Below are 22,452 nucleotides of genomic sequence, written 5' to 3'. Positions count from 1 at the left end.
CAAGTACAAATCAGATATAATGAAAGCTTAATAGAGGAGGAAAATCGTGGCTACTATACTTATCGCTGATGATGATGATAACATCCGAAAGCTAATGTCTTTATTTTTGCGAAAAGAAGGTTTTGACCTCAAAGAAGCCAGGGATGGTACCAAAGCTCTGTCCATTATACAGAACTCGCGTGTCGATCTCGTCATTCTAGATATTATGATGCCAGGATTGGATGGTTGGGATCTATGCAGAGAAATCAGGCGCTGGGATGCCAACATCCCCCTCCTCATGGTGACGGCTAAAGCGGAATCCGCACACAAAGTGAAAGGCTTTCAACTTGGTACGGATGACTATCTAACGAAACCATTTGATCCGCTTGAATTGGTAATGCGAGTAAAAGCTTTGCTTAAACGCTCGCTGGTCGTCTCTTCCCAGTCTGTGCAGTTGGGCAATGTGACGCTCAACCGGCGCACTTTTCAGGTCACGCGTGGTGAAGAACCGGTCACAATTCCTTTGAAGGAATTTGAGCTGCTGTTTCTGCTGGCCAGCCATCCTGGGCAAATCTTCACAAGAGAACAGTTGATCCTTCAAATCTGGGGATTAAATTATGAAGGAGACGGCCGGACTGTAGATGTGCATATAAGTCGGTTGAGGGAGAAATTCAGCGGCAAGGGCGAGCAATTTCAAATCGAAACGGCCCGCGGCCTGGGATATCGGCTGATCCCTACGCCATGATCAAGACGTTATATGTACGCGTCATTCTCACGTTTCTAGGCATCATTATCTTTAGTCTAATCTGTTCCTTTTTCATTGGCTTGTATGTCTTTCAGAAACAGATAAGTTATGAGGGACAGAATGAAATGATCGTAGTGGGAAAAGAGATCATTCACCGCTATGATGACGCCAAACCTAAAGATACGGACGAGTTCCTGAATAGTATGGTTAAGGTATCCGCACACCCTATCCACCTGTACAATCATGCCGGAGAACATACCTTTTATGGGCTCAAGGGTAGTCCGGCTGTCACTGTCCCCCCCGAAGCTATCAAACAAGTACTGCAAGGAAAGCTCTACCGTTCCTCCGCGGAAGATAAGGATATTTTTATCGGGATGCCCTTTATGTTGAACGGAGAGTGGCGTGCGATGTTCTTGCAGTATTCTGCTGAGAACGAAAATATCGTCAATCGGATGGTGCTCTTTGTGCTTTTGCTCGTGCTTTTGCTGGGTAGCGTATGCATTCTTATTGCCGCCAGATATTTGGTGGAGCCGATCAAAGCACTGACGAATGCGACAAAAAGACTGGCCAAGGGTGATTTCGAGGTGGAGCTTAAAGTGAACCGAATAGATGAAATCGGGGAATTGACACAAAGCTATGTGGAGATGGCAGGGGAGCTGAAGCAGTTGGAACAAATGAGGCAGGATTTCGTATCCAACGTTTCTCATGAAATCCAGACACCGCTTACGTCCATTTCCGGCTTTGCCAAGGCGTTGCAGAACCATGATTTGATCGTGGAAGAGGAACGCAGCGAATATCTTGATATCATCATTGCGGAGAGTGAACGTCTGTCGAGGCTAAGTGATAATTTACTGAAGCTCGCTTCCCTGGATTCTGAACATCATCCCTTCAACGCAAGTCCCTTCAATCTTGACGAGCAGATTAGAACCATCGTTGTGACCTGTGAGCCCCAATGGTCAGCCAAAGGCATCGTTATCGATCTAGAGCTGCCGGAAGCGGTCAAAATTAAGGGTGATGAAGATCAGCTGAAGCAAGTATGGATGAATTTGCTCAGCAACAGCATCAAATTCACACCGGTAGGCGGGAATATTCGCATCAGTATAATTAGTAGTGCAGCAGAAGTATCCGTCACCATCATCGATAATGGAATCGGTATGTCCCCGGAAGAGTTCAATGCCGTATTCCAAAGATTTTATAAAATAGACAAGTCGCGGAACGGAAACAACAATGGCAACGGTCTCGGACTTGCGATCGTTAAAAAAATTGTCTCTCTGCATCAAGGCAGGATAGAGGTAGACAGTGCTATCGGAGAGGGAACGACGATTATCGTTAGGTTGCCCGTCTCCCCGCCTGCTCCCAGCCGAAAGAGCCTTAAGCCCTTTGAAGATACCTCAGCGCCTATGGATATCGTAAGGGAATAATCAAAAAACAGGCGATACCGGTAGACCGGAGCATCGCCTGTTTTTTAAGGTTAGATCTAGGAGCATCGCTACTAGAATTCCATACCGATTGTAATATCTTATAGTGGCCAAACCTCCAGCCACTAGGTACTACCGCCCCCCTTCGGCTAAAAACCGAAGGGGGGGTTCTTTGAGCCTTTCGTCGATGTGGGTTTGGGTTTCGCGCTGATAGCAGCGGAGAGAACGGACTGATTGTGGAAAAGCGGAGCGTTCGCCCGAAAGCTTTCCGAAGGAAAGCTCACTTCGTAAGCATATGCTGTGTCCGGATTTTACCCTAGGGGGAAAAATTCAAAAAAATCTGGACACAACAGCGATTGTAACAACAGTCCGTTCTCGGAGCGTCCGCCAGCGCAAAGTGCACAACACCCCACACAAACACCCTAAGGCTCAATCAACCCATACTTCGTTTTTATCCGATCCAACTTTTCAATCATAGGGTTAGCAATGAAAAAGAGGAACACCACCGTCGAGACCGCATGCACCATATCAAACCAAAAGGCGGAAACATAAGTCGTCATCAAAGCCGATAATGAGAACTCAGAAGTGAACATCATCAGCGAGCCTATATTGATAATGCCTCCATATACCAAGAAAGTTGCTAGCCCTCCAAATATACAGAGAGACAGCTTAGTCTTTTTAAGCAGACCTTTCTTGAAGAAAATGCCCGCCAGGAAGCCAATGATGCCAAAACAGAACATTTGCCAAGGCGTCCAAGGTCCCTGCCCAAAGAAGAAATTGGAGACGAAGCCCGCAACAGCACCGACCAGAAATCCTGCCTCAGCTCCCAAACTCACCCCTGCGATGATGACAATGGCAACAACCGGCTTAAACTGCGGCAACATGAAAAAGGCTGCGCGTCCAGCAACGGCAATGGCTGCTAGCACCGCTATGACGATGAGTTCCCTCGCCTGCGGCTTCCGATTCTCGAACACCAGCGCAAACGGAATCATCGTGTAGAGGACGATCAATAGGCTGATAAAGTAATATTTGCGATCATCTAGGACAAAGATCCCTAACAAAATTGTAGCTGGAATAACTATAAAGATTAGCAGTCCCGCTAATAAAGTCCGACGACTCAAACGACGACCCGTTACCTGCTTCGTTGACATAAATCAATCACACCCTCTATCGTTACTCCCTCGCTCCATACATGACGCGCCATACGGTTGGCGGCAGTCGTATAGAAGCTGTTTCCCGCAAAAAACTTCTGGGCTTCATTCGTAGTGATGATACTTCCATCAAAGAACATCGCGCAAACCTCCGCATATTTGGCACAAAATTCAACATCATGCGAAACCATTACGATGGTAACACCTTCAGCATTAAGCTTCTGTAGGAATAAAGCGAGTTTTTCTTTGAAAGGCCCATCCAGTCCTTTCGTCGGTTCATCCAGCAGCAGAATCTTTGGTTCTAACAAAAGCACTTTTGCCAGCGCCGCACGCTGCTGTTCTCCCCCGCTAAGATCATACGGATGCATCGAGAGAAGATGTTCCAGTTCTGCGAACTTAACCACGGCCTCAACTTTAGCCACCTTTTCTTCCTTCGTTAAAAGAAGCTGAGATAACATTTCGTATAAATCTAACTCAACTGTTTTTTTCACAAATAACGTTTGCGGATTTTGCGGAAGGATGCCCAGATTGTTAGTAAACAGTTCTTTGGCATTTATCTTCGCTGGATTCTTTCCACTGATTAGAACCTTCCCTCGATAGGGCTGAAGGATGCCGCTCATCAAGGAGAGTGTTGATGTCTTCCCCGTTCCATTCCCACCAACAATGCAATAGAACTGCCCTTGCTTCACTTCAAAGGACAAATCTTTAATAATATCCGGTCCGTGCTTATCATATTTAAACCATACATCCTTGAACTTTATGACTACTGGGCCGTCCTCTTTCGTGCTTGGCTGAGATTCCGCGATCGCTGCAGGTGTCTTATCCTCTAGAAAAGCATCCAACCATTGGCGTCCTTCCTTTACTGTAACAGGCCATGCTAAGGCATTCTCTACGCCTGCGTAAATTTGCATCGGTGAGGGCATGGAAAGAAACATCGGATGGTTCAGCTTGCTTAGAGCTTCTCCCACCCTTTGCGGGGTATCATCAGCAATCACGATGCCCTCATTCAGCACAATCAGCCGATCTGTAAGCGGAAGAACATCCTCTAGACGATGCTCGGTCATGATAACGGTTGTTCCAAGCTCGCGATTAATCTTTTTGACCGTCTCCAAAAAATCGGAAGCGGCGATGGGATCTAGCTGAGAGGTAGGCTCATCAAGGATTAGAACCGAGGGATGCATAGCCATAATCGCCGCTAAATTGAGTAGCTGCTTCTGGCCACCCGATAGCTCAGTCACACTTTTATGGAACCAGGTCTGAATTCCGAAAAAGCTCGCCATCTCAGCCACGCGCAAACGAATCGTAGAATTGTCATAACCTAAGCTTTCAAGGCCAAAGGCCAACTCATGCCACACCTTGTCTGTCACAATTTGATTGTCCGGACTTTGGAGTACATAACCGATTTCCGCTGCTTGTGTCCGTTGATCAATCTCCTCTACAGGTTGACCCTTATAATAAATCGCCCCTTGGCGTTTGCCATGTGGGGTTAGGATTGTTTTCAGTTGTCTTAGTAAGGTACTTTTGCCGCAGCCTGACTTTCCACACACAGTAATAAAGTCTCCGCTTGCAATCGTAAGATTAATATTCGAAAGAGCCATCTGCTCTTGTTCAGGAAAAGCAAAGCTTAGTTCTTCGATTCGATAGATTTCCATTTCATTGCCTCCACCATATTGATGAGCACAGGGATCATACATAGCGCAAAATAAGCGATATATACAAGGATACTAAAAGGTGTAATTGCGCTCGCTTTAATCGACGGATAATATCTCATCGTGTTCTCACCCATTGCTGCGCCGATAGCTACCATCGCAATTAAACCTGTCATGATCAAGAGGGCTACTTTGTCCCGGGCATCTAGACGGAAGATCGAAAAGCTTGTACGTCCAGGCAATCCATATCCTCTTGACTTCATGGAATCCGCCGTCTCAATCGCATTTTCCAGGGCCCAGGTGGTCATTATCGATAGGATCGTAATCCCATTCCGCGCTCGCGCGAGGAGATTTCCCTGCGTAACATCCCGGCCAATACATTTTTGGGCATTCGAAATCACCTTGATTTGCGCTAAATATCTAGGAACAAAACGAAGCACCATCGAAAAAATCAACGACAGTGCCGGCAGTATTTTTCCGAATATATAAATAAACTTATCCGAGGTCATCACGACGTTATAACAGGAGAACCATATGATTACCGTCACAAACATGCACGCCGCTGCTACGCCATAAAGAATGGATTCCTTCGTAATGGGATTTCCATTGTTCAAATAGAACAAGATCGTTACCCCTTGATGATTAAAAACAGGGTTCATAATCGCCATAAATAGTAGAAAAGGAACCATGTACAGCAGATTAAACCGAACGGCTTTCTTTCCTTTTAACATAAAGGAGTAGACTACTGCACTGATAAGGGCAATCACCTGAAATATGGGATGCATGAACACCATGCTAAACAGCAATACAACGACAAAATATAGAAAATTCACAAACGGATGAAAGGTAGAAAAGCTATCCTTCATTATTTCTGAGCTCCTCCTGTGGCTACATAACCACCTACATCTCGACCTAAATCACAAGTGTATACCCATTCAACGACATCGCCATCCTTGAGAACATAACGACTACTGCCGTAGTTAGGGAACCAGCCATTTACTTTGTACATCCATCCACTAAGCTCTCCAGCATCAAATTCATAAAGATTATTTATGCCTTCAATATAATTACTGTTATAGATCGGAGTCATACTGAATTCCATATGGATTTTATTCTTCTTCATCTCTCTTAGCAAAACATCAAACACAGACTCACCTTCATAAAAGGTTACCTTCTGCGCTTTATAAATGATACCATCTGCCGGCAATACTTCAACCTTATCCTTATTGAAAATATCCATATTATCTAAAATCGTTGCTGCCGACACGGACAAAGTAGCCGTTAATTGCTTCTTCTTATCTACCGTTGCATCTTGCCATTCCACGGGCTTAGGTTTCCCGCTCGGCACTGGATCGGTAAGGAATTTATCCTTTTTCGGTTCCTGCTTTGTTTCTGTTGTCGCTACTTTTGAATCCGGTTTGATTACTGGTTTTGCCGTCGCTTTCGTTTCCGGCACGGACGTTTTAGCCGCTTTCGGTGTTGCGGTCGGTTGTGCCTGTGTATCCGATTTAGGTGTTGCAGTCGGCTTTTCAACCTCTGTTACCGCAGTTTCGGTTGGCGTTACCTCTTCAGTTGGTTTTAACGTTTCAACGGGCTTAGGCTTAGCTGTTTCACCAGGTGTAGCTGTAGGAGCTATCTCCGTTGTCTCGGCATCACTTGAGGTTGTAGGCTCTACATCAACATTCTGATTGGAGGCCGTATTGGCTGATTCTACAACTTGAGACTCAACACTGTTACTCGCAACCTTGTTCGGGCTCTTCTGATAATTCCCGCCCCAAAAGAAGGCAATCGCCAACACACCAATAATTAGTATCGCTGTTAGCCATTTTTTCTTGTTCATTTCTTAAGTTCCCCACCTTAAATAATAAGCAAGGGTATACACGCTACCCTTGCTTATCTCTTTAAATAAAGTTCTATTTAACGTCTGTCATGTCATAAAGACTCGTCTGACCCTTAACGAACCGATCATAAGCAACCAGTGCATACATCGCTTGATCCGTAGCCATAAGATCTACTTCTCCGGGTTTCGCGCCTCCGTTGCCTACTCCACCCTGCTTCACGTGATAAAAACCACCTTCAGGTGCAGCAAAGCCAAGCAACGCATCTACCGCTGAACGGCCATTTTTAATGAATCTGGAATCCTTATGTGGATCTATACCAAGTCCAGCTAAAGCTACGATCACCTGAGCAATGCTCTCGGAGTTCGTAGACTCCCAGCTTGCAAAACCACCATCTGCTGTTTGCGTTTTGGATAACCAAGCAATTCCACGATCCACAGCAGCCGTTACTTTGGCATTCGTTTTGTAATACGGGGTCAAGCCTTGAATAACCATTCCCGTAATATCCGGATCGGCCTCAGTAGCATTACTGCCTAGTGCCCATCCCCCGCTGTTGATCTCTCTGCCTAAAATGTAATCAATGAGCATCTCTCTAGTTGTCTGCGTCTTTACATCCTTAACCACTGGAATGTCGTAATGATTACTATCCAGTGCGATCAGGGCAAACACAGGTCCATTAATGCCTTGCTTGATTACAGTATCAAAATCCGCGAGCGGTTCCAGTAGGTTATAACCCGCCACTTTATCAATATTTTTGCCGATTGAAGTTAATGCCAAAATAACTCTATCATATTCCGTATATTTTACGCTATGCAGCTTCCCAGCTTTTTCTTTAAGGGTGGCTTCTACATTCGCATAGTACTTAGCGTAATAACTATCTGGAACCTTCACACCAGAACGTGCCAGCCCGAACACTGTCCAATCCCCGCCAACCGAGGAGATGACCGGGTTTGTTACTGTTTTTTGCAAAAAGGCTGCTGTGTTCTGAATATATGGACTAACTGCTTTGTCGCCACTCTTATAATCATGGGTTCTAGTAGCTACAACAGCTGCCATTTCTCTAGTTACAAGCTCTTTAGGCTTAAACTGATTATTATCACCTAACATAAGTCCGGTGGCAACAATGGTTTCCACATCTGCTTTTGCCCACGCAGACACAGTATTGATATCTTTAATAGCTGTCCCAGGCTTCGTAGCCGGGATTGATAATGCTCTGACAATAATGGCTGCCATTTGTTCGCGAGTAATCTTATCATTTGGCTTAAATTCATTATTAAAGCCTGTAATTAACCCTGCTTTATGAGCAGCATTCACATATGGATAGAACCAATCTCCCAGAGCGACATCCTTGTAGGTAATTCCTTTGTCACTCTTGATATCAAGTTCCAATGCTGATACTAGGATCTTAGTAAATTCTGCTCTTGTAATGTGATCTTTCGGATTTACCTGACCATTGTTACCTTGGATGTACCCTTTTACTGTAGCTGTTTCAATCGCTGAGAACGCCCAGGATGAGATCTTATCGGCGTCTTTATACACTTGCTTGATATCGTTAGGAGTCGCTGTTGGCGATGGACTCGCATTCGGGTCACCCGGTTTAGCGATATCACCTGGAGCTGGCGTACCACTTGGTTTTGGTGTAGCAGATGGGGTTGGAGTTGGGCTCAAAGTTGGCATCGGTGCATTTAGATCCACACCCAAATTCGTAGTATAACGCCACTGAATTCTATCCCCGGCACTTAGGTTATATGAAGATGCACCATAATTAGGATATTTTCCATTCACATTATACATCCATCCACTACCGCTACCATGGTCAAATTCTCCATCACCAGCTATGGATTCAACATATACACTTCCAAATGTACTGTTCCAAGAATATCTATAGTCGATATCGCGGCTATCTAGCACTCTTTCTAGTACAGACCACACTGTGTCACCAGATTGTAGCTCTACCTGTACAGATGGAAGAACATATCCCTTCTTAATCGTAAGCTTATCCACGGATAGGGTTACATATGGTTTCGATGGAGTGGTTCCTCCACCATTGCCACTACCACCGTCGCCACCAGGTGTCTGAACTACACTGGATGTGTACGCAATGTAATCAGTGAAGTGATTGGTTTTTACGATTAAATCATTTCCATTATCGTAGGCATACTCTGACTTGCCGCTTGCCAAACCTAAGGCGTCACTTGCAAATTTTTGAATCGCATGAGGTGCACCATTTTGAATATAAGCTACATCTTTTCCTTTAAGGTCCTTAAAGGTTAATGTGATAAATTGACTGAATTCTACTCTTGCGCTGCCACCCATAGAAAAAGCTTGAATAATGCTCTCCAGCTTCTTATCCTGGGAAATAATCTGATTCAGACTATCTTTTAGTGCAGCTTCTGTGCCTGTTAAAGGTGACATTAGTTCAATCGCTGCGGCATTTCCACTTGTAACTTTTGCACCCTTAGGAATGACTACAGATACGTCACCTTTGGTAGCCTCAATCTGAGGAAGATCGCTGTTATTAGGTAAACTAACACTAACCTTCGATTGTTGACTTTTAGGAATAACTACCGTTATTTCCTTGTTGCTATCTCCTGTGCTGATCGGAACGATATAATCATGAGCATCATCATTGATTACAACTTCCGGCTTATCACCAGAAGGTAACGGAAATTCTTTCGGACCCTCTGGTTGTACAGGTGGTTGTTCAATTACCACATCATTCATATCAAAGAGACGGTTACTGTGATTAATCAGACGATCATAGGACACAAGTGCATACGTACCTTGGTCCGTAGCCATCCCATCTACTCTTCCGGTGAGAATATGCTTAAATCCACCATCCGGATCAGCAAAGGTAAGCAGTGCATCAATCAGTGAATTTCCCTTTTTAACAAACCTTAAGTCACTGTGCGGATCTATGCCTACGCCAGTTAAAGCAACAATGACCTGCGCGATGCTCTCACTGCTTGTGCTTCCCCAGCTTGTAAATCCACCTTGATCATTCTGTGTGCTTGATAACCATGCAATCGCGCGATCCACAGCAGCTTTTACATTAGGATCCTTTGCATAGTAAGGCGCAAGTGCTTGCATCGTCATTCCAGTGATATCGGTATCGGCTTTAGTACCAAATAACGCCCATCCACCAGTTGGTGCTTCTTTTTCTAAAATATACTGAACTAGTTTTTCTCTTGTGGTTTGATCTGTAACGCCTTCTACTACAGGAATATCATAGTTATGACTATCTAAGGCAATCAGCGCAAATATGGGACCATTAAGCCCTTGCTTCTGAACATATTGAAAATCTGCAAGTGCATTTCTTAGATCATACCCTGCAACATTCGTGATATCTTTTCCGATCGAGGTAAGTCCTAGAATCGCTCTGGAATGCTCTGTGCTTTTAGAAGGGTCGAGTTTTCCATCCTTCATTAGCTTAGCTACTTCAGCAGCTACATTATTATAATAAAGATTGTAATAGCCACTTGGAACCTCGAAGTTGGCCCGTGCTAGAGAAAGAATCGACCATTCCCCGCTACCTGTTCCAAAAGACGGATTTTTTACAGTGTTTAGGATATAGGCAAGGTTTTTATTTAATTGTTGTTTGGCTACAACAGTAGTAGGTTGTTCAAATGGAACATCATTCATGTCATAGAGACGGTTGCTATTATTGATCAGACGATCATAGGATACGAGCGCATATGTACCTTGATCCGTAGCCATAGCGTCTACTTTACCGGTGAGAATATGCTTGAAGCCACCATCCGGCCCAGAGAAGCTAAGTAAAGCATCTATAAGTGAATTTCCTTCTTTAATAAACCTAGGGTCACTGTGCGGATCTACGCCTACGCCAGTTAAGGCAACAACAACCTGTGCAATGCTCTCACTGCTTGTGCTTCCCCAGCTTGTAAATCCGCCTTGAGCATTTTGTACACTCGATAACCATGCAATCGCCCGATCCACGGCAGCTTTTACATTAGGATCCTTTGCGTAATAAGGCGCAAGTGCTTGCATCGCCATCCCGGTCATATCGACGTCGGCTTTGGTTACACCTAAAGCCCAGCCCCCGGCATCTGCTGCACCTTTTTTAACTTCTCTATCTAAGATGTACTGAACCAGGTTTTCTCTTGTGCTTTGATATATAACTCCCTTCTCATCAGGATCAGGGAATAATACTGGAATCTCATAGTTATGACTATCTAGTGCAATCAGAGCAAATATGGGACCGTTGTTCCCTTGCTTCTGAATATATTGATAATCAGCGAGTGCATTTCTTAGATCATGACCTGCAACATTCGTGATATCTTTTCCGATAGAGGTAAGTCCTAGAATGGCTCTGGAATTCTCTGTGCTTTTACTAGCGTCGAGTTTTCCATCCTTAATTATCGTTGCTATTCGCGTAGCTACATTGTTGTAATAGAGATTGTAATAACCGTTAGGTACTTTGTAGTTCGCACGTGCTAGAGAAAGAATCGACCATTCTCCGCTACCTGTTCCAAATGAAGGATTCTTTACGGTGTTAACGATGTAGGCCAAGCTTTTATCTAACTGTTCTTTAGCAGTGATTTTATAAGTAACCTGATAGGTTACATTATCTGCTTTGTTTCCTGCGCCATCTATAGCTGTTACTGCGATTACGTTACTACCTGGGTTTAGAGATGCTTTGTACTCATCATTAGTAGCTGACAGAACGACTTGGTTCAGCTTTACTACTGGAATAATGTCTTTATAGACATTGTCTGTAACCACTACTTTGAAGCTTACATCTTTACTGGATACTTCCTGTTTATCTTGTATACCTTCTATTGAAATCGTAGGCTTCTCTGTATCTGGCTCTTGTACTAGCGCATTAATCTGCTCTACTAGAGCTTGATCAACCTCTGTTGTTACAACTGCACTATCGGCAATTGCTTCATTCGCATGAGCCGGGATTACACTTGTAGAGAACGTCGTGATAAATACTGCTACAATAAGTAACCAAGCTAAAAACTTATTTTTCTTCATGTTTCCATAACCCTTCCCTTCTCTTCCTATGTTAAAAAACAGAATAAACTTTCATAGCACTACAAAAAAACCACTCAACATAACGTCAAGAGGTTTAAGATAGTGAACCGCAACAATAGCAGGCATATACTATATCAAACACCTCTCTATCGCTCGTAGAGTTTAACGGTGTATTAGAAACAGGCAGATATTCTGGCTCAAGTATCATCACCCTTGCTACCTTCCCAGTTTCCCAGTGGCACCTTGCAAGGACTCCTCTTTCACAGCGGCGGGACCGCGCGGGATTCACACCCGCTTTCCATTTAACCAATCTATGATTGTAATTCCGAAACATTCATAATTGGCACCTATTGCTAATATTAATTTTTCATGCTTCATCATATCTAATATAGTTGCTTTTGTCATGCAATATTTGTTTTTTGTATAACGAGTAGTTAGCGATAATCCTATTGAATATCAAATCATTCTAACCACAATATATTCTTTTTCTCTCAGCTCAAAACCATCCTCCAGTGACAAAAAGGCCAAATCAAAGATTCGATCATACTTTTTATTACGTGGTAGTCCTTCTTCCTCAGCCCAGCATGTATAGAGCTCGAACTCGGCACCAGATACCCCATAATCTGTCATAAGCCTAAATAGCTCCCGACAACACTTGAGTGAGGCGTTATACGATCCCGGTAGAGTATCTTTTAGCTTAGGGGATACAGAGAAACCGCCCCAATTCGGTGAAATCCGGTACACATACGGACTCCGAAAATGCTTGCGAATCTCATCGTTCCAATACCCAAGTTCCTCTATAAAAATACCCGCTGCATCTTCTTCCGAGTCGTATACAAGACAGTCCTCATCTCTTAAATGAGACAGATCTGCGATGTCATCCAAAGGAATTATGCCTTGCAGGCGCAGAGCCTCTCTTTGTTTCTTATACTCCGGGGAATTTTTCACTTCATAATATGTCATTACTGACGGTACACTGCCTCTTTCTCCTAACGGAAGCTCTGTAGCCGAGCCTATGTAATGAAATCTGCTCACTGGATTGCCCTCCATAACTTTGGAATCACTGCAAATCACTAATTCATATATGAATTTACCACAAATTAGTAAGGTACTCGTTGAAATTATTCTATGTTAGGGTATTTGGTAAGCGTTTACAACGAATTCATGGAGGTGTACGTGTTCATCTAAGCACCAAAGTACCAAGGAAGGTCAGGTTTAAGCATCCTCAAAAATGATCTTACAAAGGAGAATTCAATGACTACTCGAATCCAGAAATCATTCTTATCATTGACCCTTGTCACCGCTCTTCTGCTCTCTTTGTTCTCATCCATTGCCGCCGCTGCCACTAAGGACGAGCAACAAGCTAAGGCAGCACCAAAGAGTAAGATCCAATCCTATGTAGACGATATGCAGCCCGGATGGAACCTTGGCAATACTCTAGATGCTACAGGTGAGGATGAAACCTCCTGGGGCAATCCGCGTGTGACCCAAGAACTGATTAAGAAAATCGCCGCACAAGGCTACAAAAGTATCCGTATTCCTATCACTTGGGATTCACACATAGGCGAAGCACCGAACTACACTATTGAAAAAGCTTACCTCGACCGTGTCGAAGAAGTTGTAGGCTGGGCGCTGGACGCCAAGTTATATGTAATGATTAACGTCCATCACGACTCCTGGTTATGGGTAAGTCATATGGAAGAGAAGCATGAGGAAACGCTGGCGCGTTATAATGCAGCATGGACTCAAATTGCGGACCGCTTCAAGGATAAATCCGATAAGCTGATGTTCGAAAGTATTAATGAACCTCGTTTCACAGATGGCGGAAGTAAGGATGAAGCGAAGATGGAACAGATGCTTGCAGAGCTCAACAATTCCTTCCATCAGATCGTTCGAAACTCAGGTGGAAAGAATGATGTCCGTCCGCTAGTGCTACCTTCATTAGAGACTTCTCCTACCCAACCTAGAATGGATCAGCTCTACAAGACGATTACAGCTCTTAACGATCCGAACATAATTGCGACCGTTCACTACTATGGCTTCTGGCCGTTCAGTGTGAATATCGCTGGTTACACCACGTTTGAAAAAGATACACAAAACGATATCATCCAAACTTTTGATAGCGTTTACAACACATTCGTAGCTAAAGGAATCCCTGTTATCGTTGGTGAGTTTGGACTGCTAGGATTCGATAAAGATACAGGTGTGATTGAACAAGGCGAGAAGCTGAAATTCTTCGAGTACCTTACCTATTATTTAAAAGAAAAGAAAATGACCTCCATGCTCTGGGATAATGGGCAGCATTTCAACCGCAAAACGTATAAGTGGTCCGATTCTGAGCTGCAGGGTGTATTAATGTCTGGTCTGAAGGAACGTTCCTCCAGCACTGAAAGCGATCTGGTCTATCTAAAAAAAGGTGCAGCGATCAAAGACACCAAGGTGAAGCTGAACCTAAACGGCAATAAGCTAACCACGATTAGTGCAAATGGGAAGTATCTAACAAAGGGAAAAGATTACACCTTGAATGGCGAGGAGCTCACACTCAAAGCCAGCCAACTCAAAAAACTCACAGCTTCCCAAAAATACGGTGAAAATGCCGTGTTAACGCTGAAATTCAACAAAGGTGTTGCGTGGAGACTAAAGATCATCGTGAATGACACTGCCAAATTAAGTGATGCCAAAGGTACGACTGAATCGTTTGCGATTCCAACTACCTTTAATGGTAACCAGCTTGCCACGATGGAGGCTGTCTATACCGCTGGTGGCAATGCAGGCCCGCAAGACTGGACACCATTCAAGGAGTTCGGCAATACGTTCTCACCCTCTTATAACACGAAAGAAATCAAGCTGCTTCCAGCCTTCTTTAAAGATGTTAAAGATGGAGAGGTCATCTTGAAATTCCACTTCTGGAATGGTGATATCCTTACGTACAAGATCACGAAGAGTGGAACAAACGTTGTAGGAAAATCTTCTTAACTTTCGCTGTATAACATAAAAAGAAGTGTCCCTTCACGGGGACACTCCTTTTTTTAACTACATCATACATATACTTCTTCATACGTCATCAACATCAAGCGATAGACCAGATATACTCCAAGATAAGCTCCCGTTAAAAGGAACATTGGATTCAAAAAAATCGCATGGATCGAGGTCATAAATACCGTGTTATCTCTTAATATTTCATATATAGCTAGGGCAGAAATATTACCTAAAATAAGCGTAGACAACACAGAAGCTACATTAAAAACAATACGCCACTTTATCCATTTCCGTTGTATCATTAGCATGGCGACGGGAACCACTATACTGCCAAATACGATTAGAAATTTCATTTAGCCAGCCACCTCAGTATCTCTTTAATCCTCCAGTTCAACACTTTCGATTTGCCCCTCGGCATTCACTGTCCACTCGATATCAACACCTGGCATCATTCCAAGCATGTCCTCATCTTCGATCACTACATGATCGGGAATGGTTATGCTTTGCTCTCCCCCACCTTCGACTCTAACGGTAACCTGTTTACCGTTAGACGTAGTAATCTTCCCATCATATTCAATCTGCTGCAAAACAATCTTTTGAGTCGCATCCGTTATGGTAACCCGCTTGCCGCCGTCTGTCAGCAGCTCAATCTTTTTATGATAGCCATCCTTTAAAGCAACTTCCTTAATCACCCTCTTAACACTAACACCCGCCGGAAGTCCCTCTGTATTTGTACCGGACGAGGTATTGGGTTGTTCAGTGGCACTGTTCGTAGCTGCAGGTGCAGTGGCTTCTGTTGTAGGCGTTGGAGTTACTTGTGTGGTTTCATTGGCAGCTTTAGAGCAGCCACTTAATAGGACGGTGCAGGCACAGATCAAACAAAGAATTGAAGTTCGAATCTGACGTTGTGAATTTCCTTTATTCTGTGTCATCATTTACCTCCGCATTTAAATTTCTTCCAGTTCTATTTAGTGAACATAGTTTTACCTCTTCCCTTCCTTTTATACCCCAACTTCCCCATATAAGATCGATAGAATGGTAACAATTCATGAACATATCAAAAAACCGCCCTGATTTAAGATCAGTGGCGGTCCTTGTAAATTAAATTATTTGCTGCCGGTAAACGTAATTCCCTTTATAAAGAAGCGGTTGAAGAATGCATAAATAAGTAGTGCGGGTAGGGTAAACACCATTGATGCAGCCATAATATAATTCCAGTGGCTAATATACTGGCCCTTAAAAGTATTGAGACCAAGTGTAAGTGTGAACATCGACTTGTCTGACATGAACATCAGTGGCTTCAGAAATTCATTCCATGCACCCATGAATACAAAGATCGTCTGAGCCGCCAATGCGGGGATAGCTAGTGGCAGAGCAATGCGGAAAAATGTGCCGAATTTATTTAGACCATCCATCTCGGCAGCCTCCTCCAGCTCTTTCGGAAAGCTCAGGAAGAATTGCCGCATCATAAAGATGAACGTCGCATTTACCATCATCGGCAGCGTCAGTGCGGCATAAGTATTCAACAAATCAAGCTGTTTCATGATCAGATATGCAGGCACGATAGTCAATTGGCCGGGAATCATCTGTACGGCCAAGATAAGAAAAAACACAACCTTGCTGCCTGTAAAATCAATACGTGCAAGCGCATAACCCGCCATAGAGTTGAACAAGGTATTGCATAGCGTTGAAACTACAGCGATGAGTGCACTGTTGAACATCCATCTGAGGAACAGCGGCTCCTTCACGAAGATGTCGTAATAGTTCTGGAAAGTGAACTGTTTTGGAATAAAGTTGATACTCCCTGACACAATCTCGCTTAACGGTTTAAACGATGAGGATAGTGCCCATAGGAAAGGTATGACCGTCACGCACCCATATGCGAATAACAGGAAATACAGAACCACCTTAACCCCTTTGGAATAGTTAATTACCACCTGATTCGTCCTCCTAGTTCAGCTTCTCTTCGGAGAATAGCTTCCGCTGGATCAGCGTTACGATCATAATGACCGCAGCCAGCATGACAGCGAGCGCAGAAGCGTAACCGAAGTCGAGATTTTTAAACGCATACTGATAGATAAGCAGAGCCACCGTTAAGGTAGAGTTATTCGGGCCGCCGGAGCCTGCCGAAAAAATATACGATTGATCGAATAGCTGAAAGGTACCAATGACTCCCATGACTACCGTGAAGAAGGTCGCTGGCTTAATCATCGGAAGCGTAATAGAAATAAAACGTCTAAATCCTCCTGCCCCATCCAGCATGGCCGACTCGTACAATGCATCAGGGATATCTTGCAGTGCAGCTAAGAAGACTACCATAAAAAACGGAGCAGTAGACCATATATTCATAAGCATGATCGCCTTAAGAGCGACCGCCGGATCTCCAAGCCAGTTGTAACCATGCAAACCTACGAACTCAAGCACACGGTTCAGCAGACCGTTTGAATTGTAAATCCACATAAAAATAAGTGACAATACCGCCGAGGAAGTAACCGTCGGCATAAAAAAGACGATTCGGAAGAAATTTTTAAATCTAAGCTTAGCATTCAAAATAACGGCTAATAAAATAGCAAATGCAGTCTGCAAAGGTACAACGAACAGCGCAAAGGATGCCGTGTTTTTCAGTGCAATCCAAGCTCTCTCGTCACCGGCCATACGTGTAAAGTTATTGAATCCAACCCACTTGTAACTGACATCACCAAGTAAATTTACCTTATGTCCTGATAAATAGAGCGAATAAAAAACTGGCAGGAACAAAAAAGTGCCCAGTACAAGAATAGTAGGAAGCAGGAACAGATAGGCCGTCACATTATTTCTTAGCTTCTTTCTAAATGTTGAGACTTGAGTCATGCTTCACTTTTCCTTTCGTATCAGAATGAAAGAAGGAAGGGGTGGTCCGAAGACCCTCCCCCTTCAATCCGTTTATTTTGCTGCTTCAATTTCCTTATTCGCTACATCTTCAGCTTTCTTCATTGCATCCTCAAGCTTAGAGTTGCCCATAAATGTATCTACAAATTGGTTATTGAAGTTATTAGTGATGGTAGGCAACGTAGATGCGGCTTGCCAAGGCGTTGCATAGGAGGCACCCGCTACAATTGCTCCACGCAGTTCATCCTTGTCGTAGCCCAGCTCCTGTGCGACCGATTTCCGTGTAGGAAGTGCGAACCCTTTGCTAGTCCAGGTCTTCATTCCGTCCTTGCCTGTCAAGAAAGAGATTAACTGCCAAGCCGCTTCTTTCTTCTTCGATTGCTTGTTCATTACATAAGCTACCGTAAAGGCCATTGTGCCTTTAGTGCCGTTCACCGTTGGAAGCTCAGCGGTAGCATAATCCAGATCCTTGTAGTTGGATTCCAGGAATGGAATCGCCCAGTTGCCTTCGAATACGATAGAAGCCTTGCCTTGCCCGAACATTTCTCCACCCCAGCCAGCACCTACTTCCTTAGGCTCACCGGAGGATTTGTCAACGTTATGCATATCTACAACAAGCTGAAGACCTGGTAGTGCTTCCGCAGATGCGAAGGTTGCTTTGCCTTCTTCGTCAGAAACTTTTCCACCGAACGCTTGGATCATGAACATCTGACGTGCAAGCTCAGGAGCAACGCCGAAACCATAACGAGTGATTTTATCTCCTTCTTTTTTAGTCAGCTTGATCGCGTCTGCTTTCAGTTCATCCCAAGTTGTTGGAGGAGTCGTAATTCCCGCTTCAGCAAAATCCTTTTTATTGTAGAACATAGCGAGCGTAGAGAAATCCTTAGGGAATCCGTAAGATACATCATCCTTCTTAAAAGCATCAACCATTGGCTGTTCAAAGTCTGCAACATCAAACTCAGGTGTCACATAGCTGTCCAACGGCTCCAGCACATTAGCTTCAATGAGACCAGGCGCCTCAAATGCATCCAGATAGAAGACGTCCGGACCTTCTCCACCTATGAGTCTAGTCTTGATAACATCCATGTATTGATCGGCAATAACTTCGTAATTTACTTTCACATTCGGATATTTAGCTTCGAACTCCTTCAGCGTCTGATTTAACAGATCCTGCTCTTCAGGACTCGCTCCCCAGCCTGCAAGAGTAATCGTAACCGGCTCATCCGTTGTCGGTGCTGCTGTTTCTTTATCTGTGCTATTGTTTGTTGCTGCCGTTCCTGCGTTACTGTTTGTTTTGTTGCCACCACATGCGGTCAACATTAGTCCAGCAACCAGCATCAAAGATAGAATTATTAACCCCGATTTTCTCATTTTCAATACAACCTCCTTAGTATTGTCAGGCTTTTTATATAAAAAAATTACGTATTGCCTATAGAATCACCAGTTCATAACCTGTTTGGTTAGATAAAATCTCCAGCTTTGGCTCGTTATCCACACGACTAACTCGCAGGCTGAGCGTGCCATTGCCAATCTGTAATTGCTCCACCTTTAAGTCATTCATACCGTTTAGAAGTGCAGGCTTGATCGTAATCTGCCGGGTTAGAGCATTCGGTTGAAGACCAAGGAGCGCTTGCACGAAGGTCAATGGTGTTCCAGCCGCCCATGCTTGTGGAGAACAGGCTACCGGATAAGGAACAGGAGCACCGAGCTGGTCACTGTAACCACAATACAATTCAGGCAATCTGTAATATTCAAATTGGTCAGCTGCGTTCAGTAATCCTTGCATAACAGTGATTGCTTCCTCTGTGAACCCGGACTGACTTAGGCCAAGCAAACAGAGTGAGTTATCATGCGGCCATACACTTCCGTCATGGTAGCTCATCGGATTGTAACCTGTAGCCGCAGTACTCATAGTCCGAATACCGTATCCTCCGAAGAGATCAGGGGCTACTAGTCTTTCCGCAACTGCTTTTGCCCGCTCTGGCGAGGCGATTCCTGACATTAGAATATGTCCTGCATTCGAAGTAACGGAGTCTACCCGTTTCTTATCCTTATCCAAGGCGATTGCATAAAATTGCTCATCATCCATCCAGAAGTCTTCCTCGAAACGGGTTCGCAGCTGAGCTGCATCTTTTTCCATAACCTCTGCCTGTTCTTCGTGACCTAGAATCTTGAAGATAGGAGCAAGTCGAGTCAGCGCCTGATACACATAACCTTGAACCTCTACTAGCGCGATCGGGGCCTCCGCATAATCACCATTACTATGAATGACGGAATCCGCAGAATCCTTCCAACCTTGATTGGCAATTCCCTTGGATGACTTCTGATAATACTCCACAAAGGAATCCTTATCATAATCGCCATATTCTTTAATCCAATTCAATGCAGCGTTGAGATGCGGCATTAAAGAGCTAACAAAATCAAGATCTCCTGTCCAGTGGTAATACTCTGCCGTAAGCAGCAGGAACAGAGGTGTTGCATCGATTGTGCCGTAATATGGTGTGAACGGAACCTGGTTAGTAGCCGCTAACTCTCCATACCGGATTTCGTGCATCACTTTGCCTGGCTGCTCGTCGCGCCACTCATCTTCCTTCTGTCCTTGGTAGGCAGCCATTGTAAGTAAGGTTCCCTTAGCAATTTGAGGATTCAAAGATAACATCTGCAGCGCTGCAATCAGGCTGTCGCGTCCAAAGGGAACGGAGTACCACGGCAAGCCTGCAACCGGAAACTGCCCATAACCAAGGTCTGTTAGCAGCACCCGTAAATCTTGAACACCTCGATGGTACAGCTTGTTAAATAACGGCATATCACTGCTGATGGAAGTCGATGAAGCATTCCAACTAGCGTAAGATGCTCTGAGTTTATTCATTGCTTCCTTAGGTTCATGCTGCAGCGGCTCGTTGCCATCTATCATCGGAGCAATAAAGAAAGCGATTTCAACACTCTCCTGATGCTTCAGCTCGACATCGAAATGTACCTCACCTGCCTCGCTTATTCGGCTTTCCTGAGTATCCCATTTCACCTTGGTTTCTCTCAGTAACTCATCTGCCCCGAGATAACTGATCACTCTTTCACCTGAAGCACTTCGTTCACCCGTCTTACTTCCTAGCTTTCCATGCTGAAACCCACGAATCACGAACATATCTGTAAAATCTGCATCTAACAGCACAGAGAAATCGAATTGGATTGCTTTTGGATAATAACTTGTTAACTTGAAGGTCTCATATAGTGCACCCTCATAAATAAAGCGTGTACGTTCAATCTCTACAGACTCACGCCACAAAATCAATTTACCGTCTTCCTCCATATGAGGATTGGTAAGACGAATAGTAGAGATATAATTCTCATCGGCAGCGGAGGATAACAATATCGGTCGCTGATTATTAATTCGGATTTCCATTCGGCTTAAGAAACGGGTATCTCTGGTATAGAGACCTAGACCCGATTGATCATTGTCCGGTATGTCCCCACTTTTGTCCGTCATTAGAAACAGATCATTTTCTTTGATAACTCGATAATTCAAAACTTCCCCTCATTTCTTCGCTGTGTATCCGAAACGTTTCGGAAAAAGCACAAAAAAATATATATCTTCAGATAATCGAATGCTCGAAAGACTTACCAAAACGTTTCGGATAAGGTATAATCGAATTATAAATCATGATGAAAGCATTTACAAGATGCATTTTATATTTTATTTTTTTAATATTTAAATACTACATATGGCCTTATTGTCCCTAAATATGAAGGAGGTATCCTTATGGTTACTATAAAAGATATTGCCAAAGCCGCCAGCGTATCCGTAACAACCGTCTCCCGAGCCTTAAATGGTTATGACGATGTTAACGAAGGTACCCGGCTCAAGATTAGAACTATTGCAGACCAATTAGGCTATAGCCCTAACATGGCTGCCAGATCGCTTATATCTAAAAAAACAAAAACGCTGGGTCTCCTACTCTCCAACGTAACAAGAGATAGCTCCAAAGACAATATAGCCTTTGAAGTATTATGCGGGATCAATGATCGTTCAGGAGAGCTGGATTATGACCTTGTACTCTTCAGCACAACCCCGCAAAAGCAAAGAGTGAAATCCTATAAGACATTATGCCAAGAAAGAGGTGTAGATGGTGTCATTATTATGGGGATTCGACTGGATGATCCCTATCTCAAGGAAATCGTATCCTCTGATATTCCTTGCGTGCTCATTGATATTACACTTGAAGGGCCAAATGTCGGTTATGTCACCTCTGATAATACAAAAGGGGCGCTTCACGCAGTAACTCATCTGCTAGAGTCAGGACATCGCCATATTGCTATGATTAACGGACATACCCAAGCAGATGTAGCACTTCTTCGATTAGAAGGTTACCGTCTCGCCCTTGAGAATTACGGTATTCCCTTTGACGAATCCCTCGTTTTTAACGGATTATTTTCCGAACAAGGAGGAAAAGAAGCTGCTCAGCAGATGATGTCCAGCCATCCTGAGGTCACTGCTATTTTTTGTGCAAGTGATTTGATGGCGCTTGGAGCTATGCAGGGTGTGAAGGAAGCCGGAAAAGCGGTGCCCGGGGATATTTCAATTATAGGTTACGATAATATTGATCTGACAGCGTATTGCACACCAGCTTTGACTACAGTGAATCAACATAAATACGAGTTAGGAACCAACGCTGCTCAGATCCTCATAGATCTACTAGAGAAACAACAAGCTATTCATCATGTCATGCTTCCTAGCGAGCTAATAAAAAGAGATAGCGTTCGAACCCTTTAACATTATGAGGAACTCATTAACAACAAAAAGGATGCCCTTGCATTAGGGACATCCTTTTT

General features: G+C 43.9%; 16 protein-coding genes and 1 riboswitch. Of the genes, 4 read left to right on the top strand and 12 right to left on the bottom strand.

The annotated features are described in order from the left end of the window. The first annotated feature begins 46 nt into the window (after positions 1 to 46). A complete protein-coding gene (locus tag ACFWMP_RS29675) occupies positions 47 to 724 on the top strand; it encodes a response regulator transcription factor (protein WP_042184959.1) in 678 nt (225 codons plus the stop codon). Then, positions 721 to 2,145: a HAMP domain-containing sensor histidine kinase gene (locus ACFWMP_RS29670; protein ID WP_379425906.1), complete on the top strand. Its 1,425-nt coding sequence runs from the start codon at positions 721 to 723 to the stop codon at positions 2,143 to 2,145. The genes ACFWMP_RS29675 and ACFWMP_RS29670 overlap by 4 nt, the downstream gene beginning before the upstream one ends. Before the next feature lie 419 nt (positions 2,146 to 2,564). Here ACFWMP_RS29670 and ACFWMP_RS29665 read toward each other — a convergent pair whose 3' ends face one another. From ACFWMP_RS29665 to ACFWMP_RS29640, 6 genes are all read right to left on the bottom strand, one after another. Continuing rightward, positions 2,565 to 3,293, bottom strand: a complete 729-nt coding sequence (locus ACFWMP_RS29665) for an ECF transporter S component (RefSeq protein WP_339244954.1) — start codon at positions 3,291 to 3,293, stop codon at positions 2,565 to 2,567. After that, a complete protein-coding gene (locus ACFWMP_RS29660) occupies positions 3,275 to 4,945 on the bottom strand; it encodes an ABC transporter ATP-binding protein (protein WP_379425904.1) in 1,671 nt (556 codons plus the stop codon). The genes ACFWMP_RS29665 and ACFWMP_RS29660 overlap by 19 nt, the downstream gene beginning before the upstream one ends. Beyond that, positions 4,918 to 5,808, bottom strand: a complete 891-nt coding sequence (locus ACFWMP_RS29655) for an energy-coupling factor transporter transmembrane component T (protein ID WP_042124206.1) — start codon at positions 5,806 to 5,808, stop codon at positions 4,918 to 4,920. Before ACFWMP_RS29655 ends, ACFWMP_RS29660 begins: the two co-directional genes overlap by 28 nt. Further along, positions 5,808 to 6,782 carry a DUF4430 domain-containing protein gene (locus ACFWMP_RS29650; protein ID WP_042184954.1) on the bottom strand — a complete coding sequence of 325 codons (975 nt, stop codon included), beginning with the start codon at positions 6,780 to 6,782 and terminating at the stop codon, positions 5,808 to 5,810. Before ACFWMP_RS29650 ends, ACFWMP_RS29655 begins: the two co-directional genes overlap by 1 nt. Positions 6,783 to 6,855: 73 nt before the next feature. Next, positions 6,856 to 11,778 (bottom strand): S-layer homology domain-containing protein, encoded by a 4,923-nt coding sequence (locus tag ACFWMP_RS29645; RefSeq protein WP_379425901.1) that lies wholly within the window; start codon positions 11,776 to 11,778, stop codon positions 6,856 to 6,858. Between the two features lie 165 nt (positions 11,779 to 11,943). After that, positions 11,944 to 12,144: riboswitch (cobalamin riboswitch) on the bottom strand. 90 nt (positions 12,145 to 12,234) lie between these two features. Beyond that, positions 12,235 to 12,813 (bottom strand): hypothetical protein, encoded by a 579-nt coding sequence (locus tag ACFWMP_RS29640; protein WP_379425899.1) that lies wholly within the window; start codon positions 12,811 to 12,813, stop codon positions 12,235 to 12,237. A 219-nt stretch (positions 12,814 to 13,032) separates the two neighbouring features. Between ACFWMP_RS29640 and ACFWMP_RS29635 the strand changes: the two genes are divergently transcribed. After that, complete coding sequence (locus ACFWMP_RS29635) at positions 13,033 to 14,754, top strand: cellulase family glycosylhydrolase (RefSeq protein WP_379425897.1); 1,722 nt, start codon at positions 13,033 to 13,035, stop codon at positions 14,752 to 14,754. A 62-nt stretch (positions 14,755 to 14,816) separates the two neighbouring features. Here ACFWMP_RS29635 and ACFWMP_RS29630 read toward each other — a convergent pair whose 3' ends face one another. The 6 genes from ACFWMP_RS29630 to ACFWMP_RS29605 form a co-directional block, all read right to left on the bottom strand. Further along, positions 14,817 to 15,110 (bottom strand): hypothetical protein, encoded by a 294-nt coding sequence (locus ACFWMP_RS29630; RefSeq protein ID WP_042184951.1) that lies wholly within the window; start codon positions 15,108 to 15,110, stop codon positions 14,817 to 14,819. A gap of 24 nt (positions 15,111 to 15,134) precedes the next feature. Continuing rightward, positions 15,135 to 15,692, bottom strand: a complete 558-nt coding sequence (locus tag ACFWMP_RS29625; protein ID WP_379425896.1) for a hypothetical protein — start codon at positions 15,690 to 15,692, stop codon at positions 15,135 to 15,137. A gap of 171 nt (positions 15,693 to 15,863) precedes the next feature. After that, positions 15,864 to 16,688: a carbohydrate ABC transporter permease gene (locus ACFWMP_RS29620; protein ID WP_042193304.1), complete on the bottom strand. Its 825-nt coding sequence runs from the start codon at positions 16,686 to 16,688 to the stop codon at positions 15,864 to 15,866. Between the two features lie 19 nt (positions 16,689 to 16,707). Next, positions 16,708 to 17,607 carry a carbohydrate ABC transporter permease gene (locus ACFWMP_RS29615; protein ID WP_042184949.1) on the bottom strand — a complete coding sequence of 300 codons (900 nt, stop codon included), beginning with the start codon at positions 17,605 to 17,607 and terminating at the stop codon, positions 16,708 to 16,710. A 72-nt stretch (positions 17,608 to 17,679) separates the two neighbouring features. Continuing rightward, positions 17,680 to 18,996: an ABC transporter substrate-binding protein gene (locus ACFWMP_RS29610; RefSeq protein ID WP_042184948.1), complete on the bottom strand. Its 1,317-nt coding sequence runs from the start codon at positions 18,994 to 18,996 to the stop codon at positions 17,680 to 17,682. Between the two features lie 58 nt (positions 18,997 to 19,054). Then, positions 19,055 to 21,148, bottom strand: a complete 2,094-nt coding sequence (locus ACFWMP_RS29605) for an amylo-alpha-1,6-glucosidase (protein WP_339244933.1) — start codon at positions 21,146 to 21,148, stop codon at positions 19,055 to 19,057. Positions 21,149 to 21,382: 234 nt separating this feature from the next. Here ACFWMP_RS29605 and ACFWMP_RS29600 point away from each other — a divergent pair, with 234 nt between their 5' ends. Then, complete coding sequence (locus ACFWMP_RS29600; RefSeq protein ID WP_042184946.1) at positions 21,383 to 22,393, top strand: LacI family DNA-binding transcriptional regulator; 1,011 nt, start codon at positions 21,383 to 21,385, stop codon at positions 22,391 to 22,393. The last annotated feature ends 59 nt before the right edge of the window (positions 22,394 to 22,452 follow it).

Source organism: Paenibacillus sp. NPDC058367 (assembly GCF_042723305.1).
Classification (GTDB): domain Bacteria; phylum Bacillota; class Bacilli; order Paenibacillales; family Paenibacillaceae; genus Paenibacillus_AQ.
The sequence above is the reverse complement of the archived record's forward strand: the minus strand, read 5'-3'. Positions and strand labels throughout refer to the sequence as shown.